The sequence below is a fragment of the Bradyrhizobium sp. 62 genome (genome assembly GCF_023073035.1).
Classification (GTDB): domain Bacteria; phylum Pseudomonadota; class Alphaproteobacteria; order Rhizobiales; family Xanthobacteraceae; genus Bradyrhizobium.
Window position 1 is genome coordinate 161,092 of the sequence record NZ_JADPIT010000019.1, and the last position, 18,298, is coordinate 179,389.

The window sequence follows — 18,298 nt, forward strand, 5'->3', positions numbered from 1 at the left end:
CCGTAGGGCGGGCAAAGCGAAGCGTGCCCACCATTTCCGGTCAGGATTGTCGAAAGGTGGTGGGCACGGCGCTTACGCGCCTTTGCCCACCCTTCAAGCTCCGCCCGATCAGCGCCCCGCATCCATATCGCCGGCCTCGCGCTGGCCGCTGAGCCAGAGCGCAAGCAAGGTCCAGAACGCCCCTGACAGCAGGTACGCACCCGAGGCGATGACGCCGAGATTGGTGGCAAGCAGCAGAGCGACCAGCGGTGCAAAGCCGGCGCCGAACAGCCAGGCCATGTCGGAGGTCAGCGCCGAGGCCGTGTAGCGATACGCTTGCTTGAAGTTCGATGCGATCGCACCCGACGACTGGCCGAACGACAGACCGAGCAGGATGAAGCCGATCACCATGTAGATGGTCTCGCCGAACGCGCCAGCATCGAGCAGCTGCGGGGCAAAGCCGCTGTAGATCGCGATCGCGATCGCCGATCCCATCAGCAGCGACTTGCGGCCGACGCGGTCGGCGATGACGCCGGAGAGCACGATCGCGCCGACGCCGAACACGGCGGCGACGATCTCGATGATCAGGAAGCGCACCGGGCTTTCGCGCGTGAACAGGAACACCCAGGACAGCGGAAACACCGTAACCATGTGGAACAGCGCGAAGCTTGCCAACGGCGCGAACGCACCGAGCATGATGTTCTGGCCTTCGCGCGCCACCGTCTCGGAGATGCGCGAGGGCTGCAATTCGCGGGTCTCGAACAGCGAGGCATATTCTTCCGTCGTCACCATGCGCAGGCGCGCGAACAGCGCCACGACGTTGATGGCAAAGGCGACGAAGAACGGATAGCGCCAGCCCCAATCGAAGAAATCGTCGGCCGAGAGATTCCCGGCGAAATAGGCGAACAGGCCGCTCGCCACGATCAGACCGAGCGGCGCGCCAAGCTGCGGCACCATCGCGTACCAGCCGCGCTGCGAAGGCGGCGCGTTCAGAGCCAGCAGCGAGGCCATGCCGTCCCAGGCGCCGCCCCAGGCCAGACCCTGTGCGATGCGCGCCAGCGCCAGCAGCCAGATCGCGGCAGCGCCGATCTCGTGATAGCCGGGCAGGAACGCGATCGCGACGGTGGCGGTGCCGAGCAGGAACAGCGCCGAGATCAGCTTGGCCGTCTTGCCGTACCCGCGGTCGACCGTCATGAAAATGACGGTGCCGATCGGCCGGGCCATGAAGGCCAGCGCGAAAATCATGAAGGAATAGAGGGTGCCGGTCAGTTCGCTCGTGAACGGAAACACCAGGCGCGGGAAGACGATCACCGAGGCGATCGCAAAGACGAAAAAGTCGAAGAATTCCGAGGTGCGGCCGATGATGACGCCGATAGCGATCTCGCCGGGACTGGCCTGGTCGTGGCCGTGCTCGCCCGAGTGGTCTGCCATTGCAGGGGTCTGTGCCATCGCCATTCGCGCGCCCTTAACGTCCTGAAAACCAAAGCCGACCGCCCGGCGAGGCGCCAGGCAATCTAACCCTGTCTGGCGCAACATCCCGCACTGCAACATTGGACAAATTGTCCAATGTCCGGATTGCTGCGCCGCAGCTACCCCTTGGCCCCGCAAAAGAAACTCATTCTCATAAGGCTCGGCCCGTGTCCCGTTTCAAGATCCTGGCGCTGCTACCCTTGGCGGTTGCGCTCAGCGGCTGCAACTACGTCGTGCTGGCGCCGGCCGGCGATATCGCAGCGCAGCAGCGCGACCTCGTCATCATCTCCACCGTCCTGATGCTCCTGATCGTCGTCCCTGTGATGGCGCTGACTGTGCTGTTCGCCTGGCGCTACCGCCAGTCCAACACCGACGCCCGTTACGAGCCGGAATGGGACCACTCGACCAGCCTCGAGCTGGTGATCTGGTCGGCGCCGCTCTTGATCATCGTTTGCCTGGGCGCGCTGACCTGGATGGGCACGCATCTGCTCGACCCCTATCGCACGCTCGGCCGCATCCATGCCGACCGCGCCGTGGACCAATCCAAGGCCCCGCTCGAGGTCGACGTCGTCGCACTCGACTGGAAGTGGCTCTTTATCTATCCGGACTACGGCATCGCCACCGTCAACGATCTGGCAGCTCCGGTCGATCGCCCCATCAACTTCCGCATCACCGCGTCCTCGGTGATGAACTCGTTCTACATCCCCGCGTTGGCCGGCCAGATCTACGCGATGCCGGGCATGGAGACCAAGCTCCACGCCGTCGTGAACCACGCCGGCACCTACCGAGGCTTTTCCGCGAACTACAGCGGCGCCGGCTTTTCCGGCATGCACTTCAACTTCCAGGGTCTCGATGACAAGGGCTTTGACGCCTGGATCGCCAGCGCCAAGTCCGGCGGCGGCTCGCTCGGCCGCGCCGAGTATCTCCAGCTCGAAAAGCCCAGCCAGAACGAGCCGGTGCGGCGCTACGGCACCGTCGATTCCGATCTCTACCGCCTGATCCTCAACATGTGCGTCGAGACCGGCAAGATGTGCCAGAGCGAGATGATGGCGATCGACGCCAAGGGCGGCCTCGGCCATGAGGGCCTGAACAACACCCTGCCGCTGGCCTACGACAAGTACGCCCGCCGCGGCACGGCGCTTGGCCCGGAGCCGACCTTCGTCGCCGGCACCTGCACGCCCGATGCGCCGCAGGGCAGGACCACCGCCTCCATCACGGCACCTGTCGACACCGCGCCGCTGCTCGGCGCCGGCCTGAAGCGGCCGACTTTCACGCCGCTGAAGTCCTCGTCCTTCTTCCTCGGACAACGTCCGAAGTCAGATTCGTAAAGAGATCCCGCATGTCTCCTGATCTTCTCAAGCTCATCTTCGGCCGGCTCACCTTCGAATCTCTGCCGCTGCACGAGCCGATCGTCGTCGGCACCTTTGCCGCGGTGGCGACCGGCGGCCTCGTCATGCTTGCCGGCCTGACCTATTTCCGCGTCTGGGGTTATCTCTGGAGCGAATGGTTCACCAGCGTCGACCACAAGCGCATCGGCATCATGTACATGATCCTCGGCATCGTGATGCTGCTGCGCGGCTTCGCCGACGCGCTGATGATGCGGTTGCAGCAGGCGCTCGCCTTCGGTGGCTCCGAGGGTTATCTCAACTCCCATCACTACGACCAGGTCTTCACCGCCCACGGCGTGATCATGATCTTCTTCGTGGCGATGCCGCTGGTCACCGGCCTGATGAACTTCGTCGTGCCGCTCCAGATCGGCGCGCGCGACGTGTCGTTCCCGTTCCTGAACAATTTCAGCTTCTGGATGACGGTCGGCGGCGCGGTGCTGGTGATGGCCTCGCTGTTCATCGGCGAATTCGCCCGCACCGGCTGGCTCGCTTATCCCCCGCTGTCGAACATCGGCTACAGTCCGGATGTCGGCGTCGACTATTACATATGGGGGCTGCAGGTCGCGGGCGTCGGAACGACATTGTCCGGCATCAACCTGATCTGCACCATCGTCAAGCTGCGGTGCCCCGGCATGACCATGATGCGGATGCCGGTGTTCACCTGGACCGCGCTTTGCACCAACGTGCTGATCGTCGCTTCCTTCCCGGTTCTGACCGTCGTGCTCGCGCTGCTTTCGCTCGACCGCTACGTCGGCACCAACTTCTTCACCAACGATTTCGGCGGCAGCCCGATGATGTACGTGAACCTGATCTGGATCTGGGGCCATCCCGAGGTCTACATCCTGGTTCTCCCCGCCTTCGGCATCTTCTCGGAAGTGACCTCGACCTTCTCGGGCAAGCGGCTGTTCGGCTACACCTCGATGGTCTACGCCACGGTGGTCATCACCATCCTGTCGTACCTGGTCTGGCTGCACCACTTCTTCACGATGGGGTCGGGCGCCAGCGTCAACTCCTTCTTCGGCATCACCACGATGATCATCTCGATCCCGACGGGCGCGAAGATGTTCAACTGGCTGTTCACGATGTATCGCGGCCGCATCCGCTTTGAGTTGCCGATGATGTGGACGATCGCGTTCATGCTGACCTTCGTGCTCGGCGGCATGACCGGCGTGCTGCTCGCGGTGCCACCGGCCGACTTCGTCCTGCACAACAGCCTGTTCCTAATCGCCCACTTCCACAACGTGATCATCGGCGGCGTCGTGTTCGGCGCGTTCGCCGGTATCGGCTACTGGTTCCCGAAGGCGTTCGGCTTCAAGCTCGATCCGTTCTGGGGCAAGCTGTCGTTCTGGTTCTGGGTCACGGGCTTCTACCTCGCCTTCATGCCGCTCTATGTGCTCGGCCTGATGGGCGTGACCCGCCGGCTCCGTGTGTTCGACGACCAAAGCCTGCAGATCTGGTTCATCGTCGCCGGCATCGGCGCCTTCCTGGTCTTCCTCGGCATCCTCTCGATGCTGATGCAATTCGCGGTCAGCTTCCTCCGGCGCGAGCAGCTCAAGGACGTCACCGGCGATCCCTGGGATGCGCGCACGCTGGAATGGGCGACCTCCTCGCCGCCGCCGGCCTACAACTTCGCTTTCACTCCCGTCGTTCACGACAATGACGCGTGGTGGGACATGAAGAAGCGCGGCTATCAGCGCCCGCTCACCGGGTTCAAGCCGATCCACATGCCCAGCAGCACCGGCACCGGCATCATCCTCGCCGGCTTCGCTACCGCGATGGGATTCGGCCTGATCTGGTACATCTGGTGGCTGGCGGCCGCGAGCTTCATCGCGATGCTCGCCGTCGGCATCGGTCACACCTTCAACTATCACCGCGATTTCGACATTCCGGCCGAGGACGTCATCCGGGCCGAAGACGCGCGCACCAAACTGCTCGCCGGAGCCAAGTAAATGACTGTCGCTGTCAATCCCACGCAAACCGGCGAGCCGGCGTTCTACCTCGCCGACGAACACCCGCATCCGGAAGGCTACAGCACCTCGCTCGGTTTCTGGATCTATCTGATGAGCGACTGTCTCATCTTCGCGATCCTGTTCGCCACCTTCGGCGTGCTCGGCGGCAATTACGCCGCCGGTCCCGCGCCGAAGGATCTGTTCGAGCTGCCGCTGGTCGCGGTGAACACCTCGATGCTGCTGCTGTCCTCGATCACCTATGGCTTCGCCATGCTGACGATGCAGCAGAACAAGATCGCGCAGACCCAGATCTGGCTGGCGATCACCGGCCTGTTCGGCGCCGCCTTCATCGGCATCGAGCTGTCCGAGTTCGCCCACATGATCCATGAGGGCGCGACGCCGCAGCGCAGCGCCTTCCTGTCCGCCTTCTTCACCCTGGTCGGCACCCACGGCCTGCATGTCTCCTGCGGCCTGATCTGGTTGGTGACCCTGATGGTGCAGGTCTGGAAGTTCGGCCTGATCGAGGCCAACCGCCGCCGCCTGATGTGCCTGTCGATGTTCTGGCACTTCCTGGACGTGGTCTGGATCGGTGTCTTCACCTTCGTCTATCTGCTGGGAGTTCTGCGATGAACACCGATACTCACGCCGCCCATGCGGGCGATCACCACGGCGACAGCCACGCCAACCCGCACGGCTCGTTCTCAACTTATATGCTCGGCTTCGTGCTCTCGGTCGTGCTCACCGCGATCCCGTTCTGGCTGGTGATGAGCGGCGCGCTTCCGAGCAAGCAGATCACCGCGCTCGTGATCATGGCCTTCGCGGTCGTGCAGATCGTCGTGCACATGATCTACTTCCTGCACATGAACACGACGTCCGAGAACGGCTGGAGCATGATGGCGCTGATCTTCACCATCGTCATGGTGGTGATCGCCCTGTCGGGTTCGCTGTGGGTGATGAACCACCTCAACAGCAACATGATGCCGATCCACCAGATGACCGGGATGAAATGAGCGAGGCTCTGAAGTGAGCAAGACCCGGACCGTGACGAGCAAGGCAAACGGGGCGCACCGCGACGCTGCGCGCCCGCCCTTGTGGCTCGCGGTCCTCTCGCTCACGGCTTTTGCGCTTCTGATCGCGCTCGGCGTCTGGCAGATCGAGCGCCGCGCCTGGAAGCTGGCGCTGATCGAGCGCGTCGAGCAGCGCGTTCATGCTCCGGCCCAGCCGATCCCCTCGCCGGCGACATGGCCCACCGTCTCCGCCGCAAACGACGGATACAGGCACGTCAGCGTCAGCGGCCGTTTCCTGCATGACCGCGAGACGCTGGTTCAAGCCGTCACCGAAGAAGGCCCGGGCTATTGGGTGCTGACGCCGCTTCAGCGTAGCGACGGCACGCTGGTCCTGGTCAACCGCGGCTTCGTGCCGACCGACCGGCGCGACGCCTCGACGCGCCGGGACGGCAATCCGGACGGCCAGGTCGAGATCACCGGCCTGTTGCGCGTGACGGAGCCAAAAGGCGGATTCCTCAGGACCAACGTGCCGGAGCACAATCGTTGGTACTCGCGGGATGTCGCCGCGATTGCGGCGGCACGCGGCCTCGACCACGTCGCGCCCTTTTTCATCGATGCCGACGCTCGATCACAATCCGGCAGCAGCCCAATCGGCGGATTGACCGTGATCAGCTTTCCCAATAACCACCTGATCTACGCGCTGACGTGGTTTGCCCTGGCTTTCATGCTGGCCGGCAGACTTATCGTCACATTCGGCGGCGGGCTGTTCCGCCGCAAGAAGCCCTGGAGCGGCTTCGTCCACGAAGCGGCCGACGGCTCCGATGCCGGCGCCCGCAGGACGGGATCAGATGCTGGAACGATCGTCGAGCCCACCTGACGGCGGAAGAACGCAGGGCGCCGTCACGCTGCAATCGCAGGCGGATGCGCGCAGCGTGCTGATCGGCGCTGCGCCGACCGACGACGAGACCAACCGCAAGAACATGGCGCTGCTGATCCAGCTACGCTGGACCGCAGTGGTCGGCCAGATCGTGACCATCGGCGGCGTGCATGTCTGGCTCGGCATTCCCCTGCCCCTCACCCGGATGGGCGCGGTGATCGGCGCCCTGATATTTCTCAACATCTCCAGCCTGGTCTGGGTGCGCCATCGCGCCGCGATCACCAACAACGAGCTGCTGGTCGCCCTCATGCTGGACGTCGCCGCGCTGACCGCGCAGCTTTACCTCAGCGGCGGCGCCACCAATCCCTTCACCTCGCTGTTCCTGCTTCAGGTGACGCTGGGCGCGGTGCTGCTCGATGGCCGCTCGACCTGGTCGCTGGTCGCGCTGACCTGCGCGAGCTTCGTCTGGCTGACCGTCGCCTACCGGCCGCTCGATCTGCCGCCGAACCCGCTGAGCGAGACCTACACGCTCACGGTTGCCGGCATGCTGCTGGGCTTCGTGCTCAACGCCGTGCTGCTGGTGGTGTTCGTCACCCGCATCAACAGGAATTTGCGCGAGCGCGACGCGCATCTGGCGGCGCTACGCCAGCATGCCGCCGAGCAGGATCATATCGTGCGCATGGGCCTGCTCGCCTCCGGCGCGGCGCACGAGCTCGGCACGCCGCTCGCCTCGCTCTCGGTCATCCTCGGCGACTGGCGCCGCATGCCCGACCTCGCCGCCGATCAGGAGCTGGCCGAGGACCTCGCGGAGATGGAGACCTCGCTGCAACGCTGCAAGTCGATCGTGACGGGCATCCTGGTCTCGGCGGGCGAGGCCCGCGGCGAAGGATCGTCGCCGACGACGGTTGCGGCTTTCGTCACCGCGCTGGTGGAGGAGTGGCGCGACGCGCGCTCGGCGCGCACGCTGTATTTCGTCAACACCTTCGGCGAAGACGTCGCGATCGTCTCGGACGTCGCGCTGAAGCAGGTGATCTTCAACGTGCTCGACAACGCCTACGAGGTCTCGCGCGACTGGGTCGAGCTCGTTGCCGGGCGCGAGGGCGACAATCTCGTGCTGTCGATCAGCGATCGCGGCCCCGGTTTTGCGCCGGAGATGCTGGCACAAATCGGAAAACCTTATCAGTCGAGCAAGGGCCGCGCCGGCGGCGGGCTCGGCCTGTTCCTGGTGGTGAACGTGGTGCGCAAGTTAGGGGGCAGCGTGACCGCCGAGAACCACAGGAAGCGCGGCGCCACGGTGCGCCTCACGCTGCCGCTCGCAACGCTCGCGATCGGAGGCAGCTTTGACGCCTGACCGTTCGCTCATCGTCGTCGAGGACGATGCCGGCTTCGCGCGCACCCTGAAGCGTTCGTTCGAGCGCCGCGGCTACGAGGTCGTGCTCGCCGCCTCGATCGAGGAGGTGCGGAAAGTCCTGGAGGAGCGATCGTTCGGCTATGCCGTCGTCGACCTCAAGCTCGGGGGAGCTTCGGGCCTGGCCTGCGTCGAGCTCTTGCACACGCACGATCCGGAGATTTTGATCGTGGTGCTGACGGGCTTTGCCAGCATCTCCACCGCCGTCGAGGCCATCAAGCTGGGCGCATGCCACTATCTGGCCAAGCCGTCGAACACCGACGACATCGAAGCCGCCTTCAACAAGGCCGCAGGCAATGCCGAGGTCGCGCTCGATGCCCGGCCGACATCGATCAAAACGCTGGAATGGGAACGCATCCACCAGACCCTGATCGAGACCGACTTCAACATCTCGGAAGCGGCAAGACGACTCGGGATGCACCGGCGGACCCTGGCGCGGAAGCTCGAGAAGCGGCCGGTGAAGTAGGGAGGAGCGGATCGAAGCCGCTCCTCCTCTCCACTGGTTAGGCTTGCTTGCCATATCGCGCGATGACGTCGGCCAGCGCGATATGGCCGGCACAGGATCCTGCTCCCGGATCACTGCTGCCGCGCTCCACGGCGGTGGCGTAGATGACCCCGGGATCGGCCTCGAGTTGTTGGCGCAGCGCCGCCAGCTTTGGCCAGCGGCTCCTCTCTGCGACGGCGTGGAAGTCGAGCCAGCGCGCCACACCTGCCAGCAGGGCGTCCGCAAGGGTCGGCCGATCGGCCAGCAGGAACCTCGCCGGCTCGATCATGCCTTCGAGCTTGTCGTGGCGTTCGATCACCTTTCTCCCTCCGAACTCCCGCAAGGCCGAGCGCATGGCGTCGTCCATCGCCACGCCTTCCATTGCGACCCAAAGCGGCGCGAAGGCGCCGGTAAAGCCGGTATTCACGAACGCCATCAGCTGATGCATGCGATCGGCTTTCGGCGACAACGGATCAAAGCTGATGCGCCGTTCGGTATCCCTGGCTTCGAGCCAAGCGGCGATCGCCATGGTTTCCGTCAGCGCATCGCCCTGGTCCGTTATAAGTGCAGGCGTCTCGTGTCGCGAATTGATCCTGGCGTATGACGGGCTCAGCATCTCGCCCAGCATGTCGACGCGACACAGGCGATATGGCCTGCCAAGCCATTCAAGAGCTGCAACGAGTCCCATGGAGCTTCCCATCGGGAAGCCGTAAAGTAGGATTGGATCCATCGATCTATTCTCCGTGATTTCTGATGATCACGCTGCGCAGCGGTCCCGAACCCTAGTCGTTCGCTCCATCAAGTAAATTGCGAACATTTTTGTAACCTGGAGTCCGCCGATGAAAGACCTCGTTTCGAGATGTCCCATCGAGGAAGTGATGCAGATCCTGAGCGGCCGGTGGCCTACGCTTCTGATCTACTATTTGAAACAGGGCACCAAACGGTTCAGCGACTTGCGTCGGGACAATCCGACCATCTCGCACAGGATGCTCGCCCTCGAGCTTCGCAAACTGGAGGACGCCGGTATCGTGACCCGCACGGAATTCGGCGGATACCCGTTGAGGGTCGAGTACGATCTGACCGCCGCCGGCCACACATTGGTGCCGTTGATTGATGCGTTAGGCGCCTGGTGGTCGACAGTTGCGACTGACGCGGGCGGAGACGGCCACGAGACCGGGCGCGGCGCTTCGGGAAGCGCGTCGCGGGTTTGATGCCGTTCAGGACCGCATAGGCTCAGAAGCAATTCGGCCCGCTGACCGTCCCCGAACCAGGGCGGTCAGCGTCTCCAAAACAAAAAACCCGGCCAACCGGCCGGGCTTTTGATCTGTTGCGATGAACGCGCGAGAGGTTTACGCGGCCTCGTCGGCGACCGTAGCGCCGCCATCGGTCTCGTCGCTATCGCCCTCGGCGTCCGCATCGGCCTCGCCTTCGGCGGCTTCGGACTTGGCGCCGGTGCGGCGCGGGCTCTTGGCGAGCTGGGCCTCGATCTCCTTGACCGCTTCGGTCTCAGTCGAGTGCTGCACCACCGCGATCTCGCGGGAGAGACGGTCGAGCGCGGCTTCATAGAGCTGGCGTTCGCTGTAGGACTGCTCGGGCTGCGACTCGGAGCGATAGAGGTCGCGCACGACTTCCGCGATCGCGACGATGTCGCCCGAATTGATCTTCGCTTCGTATTCCTGGGCGCGGCGCGACCACATGGTGCGCTTGACGCGGGCACGGCCCTTGAGGGTCTCGAGCGCACGCTTCACCAGCGCGGGGTCCGACAGCTTGCGCATGCCCACATTGGCGACCTTGGCGGTCGGCACGCGCAACGTCATCTTGTCCTTGATGAAGTTGATGACGAACAGCTCGAGCTTCGCGCCGGCGATCTCCTGCTCCTCGATGGCCAGAATCTGGCCGACACCGTGAGCGGGATAGACGACGAATTCGTTGGCCTTGAAGCCCTGACGCTGGGTCACGACCTTCTTTTCTTCGACCTTCGGCGCGACAGCCGCTGGCTTCACGGCCGGCTTGGCGGCAGCGACAGGGGCCTTGGCGGGAGCAGCAGCAACAGGAGCCTTCGGCGCGGCGGGCTTGGCAGCGGGAGCCTTGGCAGCGGGCGTCTTTGCAACAGCGGGCTTGGCGGCAGGCTTGGCGGCAACAGGCTTGGCAACGGTCGCTTTCGCGGCCGGCTTGGCAGTCTTGTTAGGCATTGCGCTTCTTTTGTTCTTCGAGGACTTTGCAGCCGGCGCCTTCGTCGCGGTCCGACCCTTGGATGCGCTACGGCTGGCCGCGGCGACTTTCTTGGCGTCCTTATGGGAAGCCTTCGCTGAAGTACTCTTTTTACGCGTTTTCTGTGACACAGCCTGCGCGCGGAAACTGCCACGCCCCTGTTCGACATTTGGTTTCACGGGAACCCAACGGGGCCGACGGGGCTAACCAGGGTTCGGCTCAATGTGCCCAATATAGCACATTTCCCGCAAAAATCAATGATTTAGGGGTCTTAAGGGCTGGTTTTCAGCGATAACGCCGCTAATAGGGTTAAGTTTGACCCGAATTAGTCGCCGGAGCCGGGGTTCGAGGAGAAATACTTGTCGAACTTGCCCTCCATGCCGTCGAAATCCTTGGCGTCGGCAGGTGATTCTTTCTTCTGGGTGATGTTCGGCCAGCTCTTGGCGTAGTCGGCGTTGACCGTGAGCCACTTTTCCAGGCCCGGTTCCGTGTCCGGCTTGATGGCATCGGCGGGGCATTCCGGCTCGCACACGCCGCAGTCGATGCACTCGTCAGGATGGATGACGAGCATGTTCTCGCCCTCGTAGAAACAATCGACCGGGCAGACCTCGACGCAGTCGGTGTACTTGCACTTGATGCACGCTTCAGTGACGACGTAAGTCATCCAACGCTCCGAAAAGCTCTTTTAAAAGTCGCGGCTTGCGTAGCGCGGATGGCCCGGCGCCGCAAGCTCAGGAACGGCCGATCATGACGGCTTTATGCGCTTGATCGACCAAGAAATGAATTCAAAGCGCAATTAATTGCGCTGAGAATTCGGATGGCCTTCGCTGAGCTCTTCGTAGAGCACACGGGCCGAGGCGGCATCGCCGCGGCGCTCGTTGAAGGCGATGACTTTCAAGACGCGCACGGTGCGATCGAGCGCGACGGTGAGCACGTCGCCGATCTTGATCGCATGCCCTGGCGATTTCTCGCGTGCGCCGTTGACGCGAACATGGCCGGACTCGACAAGCTCGGCAGCGGAGGTGCGCGCCTTCACCACCCGCGCGTGCCATAGCCATTTGTCGATGCGCTGCCGCTCGGTCGTGGGCTCACTCCTTACGCCCTGACAGCTGCTCCTTCAGCGCAGCGAGTTTTGCGAAGGGCGAGTTCGGATCGACCGGGCGATCGCGCTCGCGCGGGGTGGCGCTCGATGCGTAGGGACGCAGCGACGGCCCGCCCTGGCGGTCGCGGCCCTTGTCGCGGTCGCGGCCACGGTTGTCACGGCCCTTGTCGCGATCACCGCCACCGAACTTGCCTTTGTTGCGATCCTTGTTGTCGCGGTCCTTGTTGCCGCCATTCTTGCCCTCGAACCGGCGGTTCTTGTCCTCAGGACGCGGCGCGGCTTCGGCGCCACCTTCGCGCGGCTTGCGGAAGTCCCTGCCGCCATCGCGACCGGAATCGCGACGATGACCGCCACCATGGCGATGACGCTCACCGCGCTTCTCGCCGTCGGCGGCAGGCTGGGCTTCGCCTTCGGCAGGCGCGGCGCCGGCTTCAGCAGCTGCCTGCGGACGCGGCTGGTGACGCGGGTTGCGATGGCGCTCGTGGCGCGGCTTGCGATCGTCGTGACGGCCGGCGGGACGCCAGACCTCGATGAGCTCGGGCTCGGCGGACGTCGCCGCGGCCTCCACGGGTGCTGCCGCATCGGCCGACGCAGCGGCTTCGGTTGCAACAGTCTCTGCAGGCGCGGTTTCGGCAGACGCGGTTTCAGCGGGCACAGTTTCAGCAGCTTCAACGGGTGCCGCAGCCTCTTCCGCAGGTGGCGCGATGCCGGGAGCGTCTTCCGGCGTGACGGAAGCCTCAAGCGCCGGCTCGTCGTGTGCGGGCTCGTCGTGCTGCTCCATGCCGGGCGCGTCTTCGACAGTCACAGGCTCGGCGGCGGCTTCGATCGCGGTGTCCGCGGGCGCGGCGGCGTCCTCGACCGGCGTTTCGGTTGCGGGTGTCTCTTCGCCGGAGGCTTCAGCAACAGGGATCTCGGCAACAGCCGCAGCGGGCTTCGCCGGCAGCGGCGGGCGCTTGTCCATGCGATAGCCGAGCGCACGCAGCACCGACGCAAAATCCTCGCCGGCCGAACCGGTGAGCGAGGTCATCGCCTGCGTCACCACGAAGCTGCGGCCGTCGAATGCACCGGCGGGCTTTTCGCCGGACGCGTTCTCGCGCCAGGCCAGCGCCGGACGGATCAGGTCGGCCAGGCGCTCGAGGATATCGACGCGCACGGCGCGCTCGCCGGCCTGCTTGTAGCCGAGCACGCGATAGGCGTCGCGCGGCAGCTGCTTGTCGACCGGAAACGAGGTGCGGCCGGAGCTTGCCAGATGCTGCGCGCCCGACAGCGCGGAGGGATCGACATTGTCCTGCTTCAGCGCCCAGAGCAGCGCGGCCAGCGCACGCCCGGCCGGCTTGAGCAGACCGGGGAAATAGAGGTGATAGGCGCCGAAGCGGACGCCGTATTTGCGCAAGGTCGCGCGCGAGGGCTGGTCGAGGTCCTTCAGCTCGTTGGCGATCTTCGGGCGCTCCAGCACGCCGAGCGCCTCGACGAGCTGATAGGCGATACCGCGGGCGATGCCGGTGACGTCCTCGGCCTTGCTGAGCTCGAACAGCGGCCCGAGCAGCTTTTCGATATGCGTCTTGAGCCAGAGCTCGAGCCGGGCCTGCACCTTGTCGCGGGGGCCGCCCGTGAGGCGTTCGTCGGAGATGATGCGGATGCGCGGATGCAGCGCGTCCTCTGCGGCAGACAGCCGCGCCACGGCGTCGCCGGTCCAGCGGATGATGCCTTCCGAGGTCAGCACGAAGTGCTCGTCCGGCGCATTGCCCAGTTTTTCGGCGCGCGCGTTGATCTCGCCGGCGAGCACGGCCTGCGCTGCAGCCTGCAACGCTTTCGCATCGGAGCCGGCTTCCGCCGCATCCGGTGCAAAGGTGAAGCCATCGAGGCGGCCGATGACATGGCCTTCGACGATGACTTCGCCGGTCTTGCCGATTTCCGTATTCAAGCTCGTGTTCTCCCGCAGGCGGCGCATCAATACACTGGTCCGGCGATCAACGAAACGCTCAGTCAAGCGTTCATGGAGCGCATCCGATAATTTATTTTCGACCTCGCGGGCGATCCCCTGCCAGCGTTCGGGGTCTTTCAGCCAGTCGGGACGGTTGGCGACGAAGGTCCAGGTGCGAATCTGCGCGATCCGGGCCGACAGCGTGTCGATATCGCCGTCGACGCGGTCGGCCTGGTCGATCTGGGTCCTGAACCAGGCGTCGGGGATGCATCCCTTCCGCATCAGGAAGCCGTAGAGCGTGGTGACCAGCTCGGCATGGGCGGCCGGCGACAGCTTTCGATAATCCGGGACCTGGCAGGCCTCCCACAGCCGTTCCACCGCGTCCTTGCCATGCGCGACATCGCGCACCTCGGCGTCGCGGGCGGCGTGATCGAGCACGCGCATGTCCTCGGCGATGGGCGCGCGCGTCAGCGCCTCATGGCCGGGGGCCATGTTCAGGGAGACCTGGAGCGCGCCGAGGGAAGCGAAATCCAGCTTCGAATTGCGCCATTGCAAAACCTTCACGGGGTCGAAGGTGTGGTTCTGCAGTGCATTGACGAGCTCGGGCTCGAACGGTGCGCAGCGACCGGTGGTGCCGAAGGTGCCGTTGCGGGTGGCGCGGCCGGCGCGGCCGGCGATCTGGCCGAATTCGGACGGCGTCAGGCGGCGGAACTGGTAGCCGTCGAACTTGCGGTCGGAGGCAAAGGCGACATGGTCGACGTCGAGATTGAGGCCCATGCCGACGGCGTCGGTGGCGACGAGGTAATCGACCTCGCCGTCCTGGAACATCGCGACCTGCGCGTTGCGGGTACGCGGCGAGAGCGAGCCCAGCACCACGGCGGCGCCGCCATGCTGGCGACGGATCAGCTCGGCGATGGCGTAGACCTCGTCGGCCGAGAAGGCGACGATGGCGGTGCGGCGCGGCTGCCGCGTGATCTTGCGGTCGCCGGCGAATTCCAGCTGCGACAGGCGCGGCCGCGTGATCATGGAGACGCCCGGCAGCAGCCGCTCGATGATCGGACGCATGGTCGCAGCGCCGAGCAGCAGCGTCTCGTCGCGGCCACGGCGGTTGAGGATGCGGTCGGTGAAGACGTGGCCGCGCTCCAGATCAGATGCGATCTGCACCTCGTCCACAGCAAGAAACGAGACGTCGAGATCCCGCGGCATCGCCTCGACGGTCGAGACCCAGTAGCGCGGCGCTTTCGGCTTGATCTTCTCCTCGCCGGTCACGAGCGCGACGGCATCGGGACCGACCCTTGCTGCGATCTTGTTGTAGACCTCGCGCGCGAGCAGGCGCAGCGGCAGCCCGATCATGCCGGAGGGATGCGCGAGCATCCGCTCGATGGCGAGATGGGTCTTGCCGGTGTTGGTGGGACCAAGCACCGCAGTGACGCCGGCGCCGGGGAGTCGCTCGGAAGCGAAGGGGGAGGAGGAAAAAGGCATCCGGGGGATTAGGTAATGGCGATTGGGGCGAATGTCAGTGCTGTTTTGGGGCGGTGGCGCGAAGGGCCTGGAAGTCACCCGGCTTCGGCTTCTCCGCTGTCATGCCCCGGCTTGACCGGGGCATCCAGTACGCCGCGGCTTCTCGGCTCAATCACACACGCCTCGGTGTACTGGATCGCCCGGTCAAGCTGGGCGATGACACCGAGAGTGTGGGAGCATTCTCCCCGAACCTCGCGCAACTGTCTCACTTTGCGACGCTTTTCCCGTTGGCTTTAAGTTTCGGAACGAGTTGAGAACGAATCGCGGCCGAATCGCAGACTCCCCCGTGAGTCCTGTTCCGTTCACGCAACATGTCGCGGGAGGCCTATTGGGTTCGCACTAGATGGAGTTTTGCCCCGCCGCACAAGCGACGTTTCGATGGCGGATTCGTTAAAGCTGGGGACGGCGCGGAGTCGAATCAGAATCGGGGAGGAGTCAAATGGATTCCCGATCCTCGACCCCTTCCAAACAAAAGTGCGAAAACAACCCCATGCACAGTAGGCATGTCATTGAAATCATTCGTGTTTATTTTCGCCAGAAAGCGAGGTTCAGGGCGGGACGCCCGGCCTACTGCGTCTTCGCGACCTTGGGCGGTTGGGCGCTGGTGATGAAGGAGGTGGCTTCCAGCATGGCCGGCCCGAGCGGGGTCGGCACTTTCAGCCAGAACGGGACCAGGATGCGCGTTCCCGCGATCGGCGCGAACGCGACCTCGATGTTGCGCTGGGCGGCGAGATATTTGATCACGGGACGATCGGGGATGTAGCCGGCGATGGGCACGAAATACAGCGAGCAGACCACGACCTGGCCGTGATAGCCCTTCTCCGCCTTGACGTTCTCCATGCGCTTGAAATCGAGCTTGAGCTCGTAGCGCATGCGGCCGTCGAACACGGCGGCGCTGCCGTGGCAGGCGTCCGCCGACAGCACGTCGCCGGTGCCGGATACGCGCACCAGCGAGGCCGTCATCGGGTCCCAGACGCCGCGGCGATGCGCGTCGGTGACGACGATGCGGTCGGGATCGACCGGCGGCTCCGGCACGATGGCAAAATCCTTCACATTGCCCTTGTCGAGCGTGATGCGGATCTCTTCGGTCTTCTTCGAGGTGGTGGTGGAAGCCTGGTAGCCGGTCGCGACCAGCGCGCCGTTGACCACGCGGCCCTGCGAGGCGCCGGTGCCCGACCCGCCCGCGAACGATTTCAGCAGCCCCGAGGTGCCGCCGGAGGCCGCGGCCGCGAACACATCGTCCTGGATGTCGATGTTCCAGGCGCCCTTGCCGACCGGAATGCCCGCCAGCGTCGCCTCGTATTGCGCCTCGAGCTTGCCTTGCGCCGCCGCGGGCTCCGCCGCCCACGCCAAAACCAGCGCGCCAAGGGCCGCCATGACCCAGCGGCCGGCAGAGCGCGGATGGCTTGCGCGCGGATTCCTTGCGCGCCGCTCCGCTGAGCGTAGCTCTTTTGGGCGCAGCTCATTTGGACGCAGACTTGGCGCAAGATGAGGCGTTGTGAGCACGAAACAATCCAATCGGGGCGCGAACGGTTGTTACTTAAGCCAAAAACCGCGCCAAGCAATGCGTCCGGGCAAGTCCGCGTCCGGAACTCCACTGGACTTTTCGGGCGCGAATACGCCATTTATGTGATGGTAAGGCGCGATAATCATTGCCGTTTTGGTGATCGGGGCGGGTCAGAAACGCGCACCTCACCCCGCCACCTCCACCGCTGTCATGCCCCGGCTTGACCGGGGCATCCAGTACGCCGCGGCCCCTCTGGTCAGCCGCACCGGCGCGGAGTACTGGATCGCCCGCCCCGGCGCGCGAGTGCGCAAGGCGGGCGATGACACCGAGTGCTGGGCGCGAAACTGGCGTCCCAGCCGCCCCAAAACCTTGACGTCCCGCCGCTTCCCCCCTATACGTCCGCCCGCTCCCTGCAAGGACAGAGAATTTGCCCGTGGCGCCCCGAATGGCGGCCGCACATCGTTGGGAAAGATTGAGGATTTTACCATGTCTCGCCGCTGCGAATTGACGGCCAAGGGCCCCCAGGTCGGCCACACGGTCAGCCACTCCAACATCAAGACCAAGCGCCGCTTCCTGCCGAACCTGGTCAACGTGACCTTCATCAGCGAAGCGCTGGGCCGCAACGTGCGCCTGCGCGTCTCCACCAACGCGATCAAGAGCGTCGACCACAATGGCGGCCTCGATCCCTATTTGCTCAAGGTCAAGGCCGACCTGCTGTCGCCGCGCGCCCTGGAGCTGAAGCGCGCCATCCAGAAGAAGGTCGGCCCGACGCCCGCGCCGGCGAAGAAGGCCAGCTGAGAATTTCCGAATTGGGCGGGGGCTTGCGTCGCGAGGCGTAGGCTTAGCCGGATCAAGTTTTGCGTGACGGCCGGATCGGAAGATCCGGCCGTTTTTGCTTGTTGGGAGTGCATCTGCGGCCAATTGCTTCGACCAAGAAGGCCACTACCTTTACGAGTGTGCAGCGAGTCGGGGGAGCAATGGCAGACTTCTACATACCTCGAACGTTGATCCGAGATCGCGGACAGGACAATGAAGCAGTCCTCACCGAGGCTGATATTCCTTTGATCAAAGCCCCGATCGTCATCCTAGGCGATCCGGGGTTGGGGAAAACGCAACTTACAAAAACACTTGAGGTTAGATACGGCTTTAAGCGCGTCTCGGCCGGCACATTTTATAGAATGCAGAACTACGCGGCTCTTCAGACTGCCCCCGATGGAAAACTCATCATAGACGGCCTCGATGAAATCACATCATCATCAGGCATCTCTGCGATAGACGAAGTCTTACGAAAGCTGTCAGAACTCCACAGCCCAAACTTTATTCTTTCGTGCGCGCTGCAGATTGGCAAGGATCGACAGATCGTTACAAAATTAGCCAAGACTACGGTGCCGAGCCGGTCACTCTTCATCTCCAGCCCTTTGCTTTTGAAGACGCCGTAGCCTTCCTCAGTTCGTACAGCAAATCAATTACG

General features: G+C 64.3%; 17 protein-coding genes. 10 read left to right on the forward strand and 7 right to left on the reverse strand.

Annotated elements, in window-relative coordinates; translation table 11 throughout:
• Nucleotides 1-108: 108 nt before the first annotated feature.
• On the reverse strand, nt 109-1,434 hold the full coding sequence (locus IVB47_RS22445; RefSeq protein WP_247464363.1) for an MFS transporter: 1,326 nt from the start codon (nt 1,432-1,434) through the stop codon (nt 109-111).
• Nucleotides 1,435-1,616: 182 nt separating this feature from the next.
• On the opposite strand from IVB47_RS22445, the gene cyoA reads away from it, so the two are divergent.
• From cyoA to IVB47_RS22480, 7 genes are read left to right on the forward strand one after another with little or no spacing between them, the layout of a single operon-like run.
• Nucleotides 1,617-2,777: a ubiquinol oxidase subunit II gene (gene cyoA, locus IVB47_RS22450; RefSeq protein ID WP_106941594.1), complete on the forward strand. Its 1,161-nt coding sequence runs from the start codon at nt 1,617-1,619 to the stop codon at nt 2,775-2,777.
• Between the two features lie 11 nt (nt 2,778-2,788).
• Nucleotides 2,789-4,786 (forward strand): cytochrome o ubiquinol oxidase subunit I, encoded by a 1,998-nt coding sequence (gene cyoB, locus IVB47_RS22455; protein WP_247464366.1) that lies wholly within the window; start codon nt 2,789-2,791, stop codon nt 4,784-4,786.
• Nucleotides 4,787-5,416 (forward strand): cytochrome o ubiquinol oxidase subunit III, encoded by a 630-nt coding sequence (gene cyoC / locus IVB47_RS22460; RefSeq protein WP_247432454.1) that lies wholly within the window; start codon nt 4,787-4,789, stop codon nt 5,414-5,416.
• A complete protein-coding gene (cyoD, locus tag IVB47_RS22465) occupies nt 5,413-5,796 on the forward strand; it encodes a cytochrome o ubiquinol oxidase subunit IV (RefSeq protein WP_247464369.1) in 384 nt (127 codons plus the stop codon). Before cyoC ends, cyoD begins: the two co-directional genes overlap by 4 nt.
• A 13-nt stretch (nt 5,797-5,809) precedes the next feature.
• A complete protein-coding gene (locus IVB47_RS22470) occupies nt 5,810-6,670 on the forward strand; it encodes an SURF1 family protein (RefSeq protein ID WP_247464372.1) in 861 nt (286 codons plus the stop codon).
• Nucleotides 6,642-8,021, forward strand: coding sequence for an ATP-binding protein (locus IVB47_RS22475; RefSeq protein WP_247464374.1), 1,380 nt, complete (start codon nt 6,642-6,644; stop codon nt 8,019-8,021). The genes IVB47_RS22470 and IVB47_RS22475 overlap by 29 nt, the downstream gene beginning before the upstream one ends.
• Nucleotides 8,011-8,544, forward strand: coding sequence for a response regulator transcription factor (locus IVB47_RS22480; RefSeq protein ID WP_247464377.1), 534 nt, complete (start codon nt 8,011-8,013; stop codon nt 8,542-8,544). Before IVB47_RS22475 ends, IVB47_RS22480 begins: the two co-directional genes overlap by 11 nt.
• A 37-nt stretch (nt 8,545-8,581) precedes the next feature.
• On the opposite strand, the gene IVB47_RS22485 is transcribed toward IVB47_RS22480, so the two are convergent.
• Nucleotides 8,582-9,292 carry a glutathione S-transferase family protein gene (locus tag IVB47_RS22485; RefSeq protein ID WP_247464380.1) on the reverse strand — a complete coding sequence of 237 codons (711 nt, stop codon included), beginning with the start codon at nt 9,290-9,292 and terminating at the stop codon, nt 8,582-8,584.
• Between the two features lie 109 nt (nt 9,293-9,401).
• On the opposite strand from IVB47_RS22485, the gene IVB47_RS22490 reads away from it, so the two are divergent.
• The gene (locus IVB47_RS22490) at nt 9,402-9,773 is read left to right on the forward strand and encodes a helix-turn-helix domain-containing protein (protein WP_027567963.1); all 372 of its coding nucleotides are present in this window, start codon (nt 9,402-9,404) and stop codon (nt 9,771-9,773) included.
• Between the two features lie 138 nt (nt 9,774-9,911).
• Here IVB47_RS22490 and IVB47_RS22495 read toward each other — a convergent pair whose 3' ends face one another.
• From IVB47_RS22495 to IVB47_RS22515, 5 genes are all read right to left on the reverse strand, one after another.
• Nucleotides 9,912-10,754 carry a CarD family transcriptional regulator gene (locus IVB47_RS22495; RefSeq protein WP_247464383.1) on the reverse strand — a complete coding sequence of 281 codons (843 nt, stop codon included), beginning with the start codon at nt 10,752-10,754 and terminating at the stop codon, nt 9,912-9,914.
• A gap of 344 nt (nt 10,755-11,098) precedes the next feature.
• The gene (fdxA, locus tag IVB47_RS22500; RefSeq protein ID WP_027567965.1) at nt 11,099-11,437 is read right to left on the reverse strand and encodes a ferredoxin FdxA; all 339 of its coding nucleotides are present in this window, start codon (nt 11,435-11,437) and stop codon (nt 11,099-11,101) included.
• 132 nt (nt 11,438-11,569) lie between these two features.
• On the reverse strand, nt 11,570-11,839 hold the full coding sequence (locus IVB47_RS22505) for an RNA-binding S4 domain-containing protein (RefSeq protein WP_081747864.1): 270 nt from the start codon (nt 11,837-11,839) through the stop codon (nt 11,570-11,572).
• Nucleotides 11,840-11,861: 22 nt separating this feature from the next.
• Nucleotides 11,862-15,281, reverse strand: coding sequence for a helicase-related protein (locus IVB47_RS22510; protein WP_247464386.1), 3,420 nt, complete (start codon nt 15,279-15,281; stop codon nt 11,862-11,864).
• A 606-nt stretch (nt 15,282-15,887) separates the two neighbouring features.
• Nucleotides 15,888-16,697 carry a DUF3108 domain-containing protein gene (locus IVB47_RS22515; protein WP_247363049.1) on the reverse strand — a complete coding sequence of 270 codons (810 nt, stop codon included), beginning with the start codon at nt 16,695-16,697 and terminating at the stop codon, nt 15,888-15,890.
• Nucleotides 16,698-17,313: 616 nt separating this feature from the next.
• On the opposite strand from IVB47_RS22515, the gene rpmB reads away from it, so the two are divergent.
• Both rpmB and IVB47_RS22525 read left to right on the forward strand, forming a co-directional pair.
• Complete coding sequence (gene rpmB / locus IVB47_RS22520; protein WP_027567969.1) at nt 17,314-17,625, forward strand: 50S ribosomal protein L28; 312 nt, start codon at nt 17,314-17,316, stop codon at nt 17,623-17,625.
• Nucleotides 17,626-17,804: 179 nt separating this feature from the next.
• Nucleotides 17,805-18,266 (forward strand): hypothetical protein, encoded by a 462-nt coding sequence (locus IVB47_RS22525; protein ID WP_247464389.1) that lies wholly within the window; start codon nt 17,805-17,807, stop codon nt 18,264-18,266.
• Nucleotides 18,267-18,298: the final 32 nt, after the last annotated feature.

Bases quoted from the DNA above. Each gene is read 5' to 3' on its own strand.
- IVB47_RS22495 (WP_247464383.1), bottom strand. From the start codon at position 10,754: ATGCCTAACAAGACTGCCAAGCCGGCCGCGAAAGCGACCGTTGCCAAG.
- IVB47_RS22485 (WP_247464380.1), bottom strand. From the start codon at position 9,292: ATGGATCCAATCCTACTTTACGGCTTCCCGATGGGAAGCTCCATGGGA.
- cyoB (WP_247464366.1), top strand. From the start codon at position 2,789: ATGTCTCCTGATCTTCTCAAGCTCATCTTCGGCCGGCTCACCTTCGAA.
- IVB47_RS22510 (WP_247464386.1), bottom strand. From the start codon at position 15,281: ATGCCTTTTTCCTCCTCCCCCTTCGCTTCCGAGCGACTCCCCGGCGCC.
- fdxA (WP_027567965.1), bottom strand. From the start codon at position 11,437: ATGACTTACGTCGTCACTGAAGCGTGCATCAAGTGCAAGTACACCGAC.
- IVB47_RS22515 (WP_247363049.1), bottom strand. From the start codon at position 16,697: ATGGCGGCCCTTGGCGCGCTGGTTTTGGCGTGGGCGGCGGAGCCCGCG.
- cyoC (WP_247432454.1), top strand. From the start codon at position 4,787: ATGACTGTCGCTGTCAATCCCACGCAAACCGGCGAGCCGGCGTTCTAC.
- cyoD (WP_247464369.1), top strand. From the start codon at position 5,413: ATGAACACCGATACTCACGCCGCCCATGCGGGCGATCACCACGGCGAC.
- rpmB (WP_027567969.1), top strand. From the start codon at position 17,314: ATGTCTCGCCGCTGCGAATTGACGGCCAAGGGCCCCCAGGTCGGCCAC.
- IVB47_RS22445 (WP_247464363.1), bottom strand. From the start codon at position 1,434: ATGGCGATGGCACAGACCCCTGCAATGGCAGACCACTCGGGCGAGCAC.
- IVB47_RS22525 (WP_247464389.1), top strand. From the start codon at position 17,805: ATGGCAGACTTCTACATACCTCGAACGTTGATCCGAGATCGCGGACAG.
- IVB47_RS22490 (WP_027567963.1), top strand. From the start codon at position 9,402: ATGAAAGACCTCGTTTCGAGATGTCCCATCGAGGAAGTGATGCAGATC.
- IVB47_RS22475 (WP_247464374.1), top strand. From the start codon at position 6,642: ATGCTGGAACGATCGTCGAGCCCACCTGACGGCGGAAGAACGCAGGGC.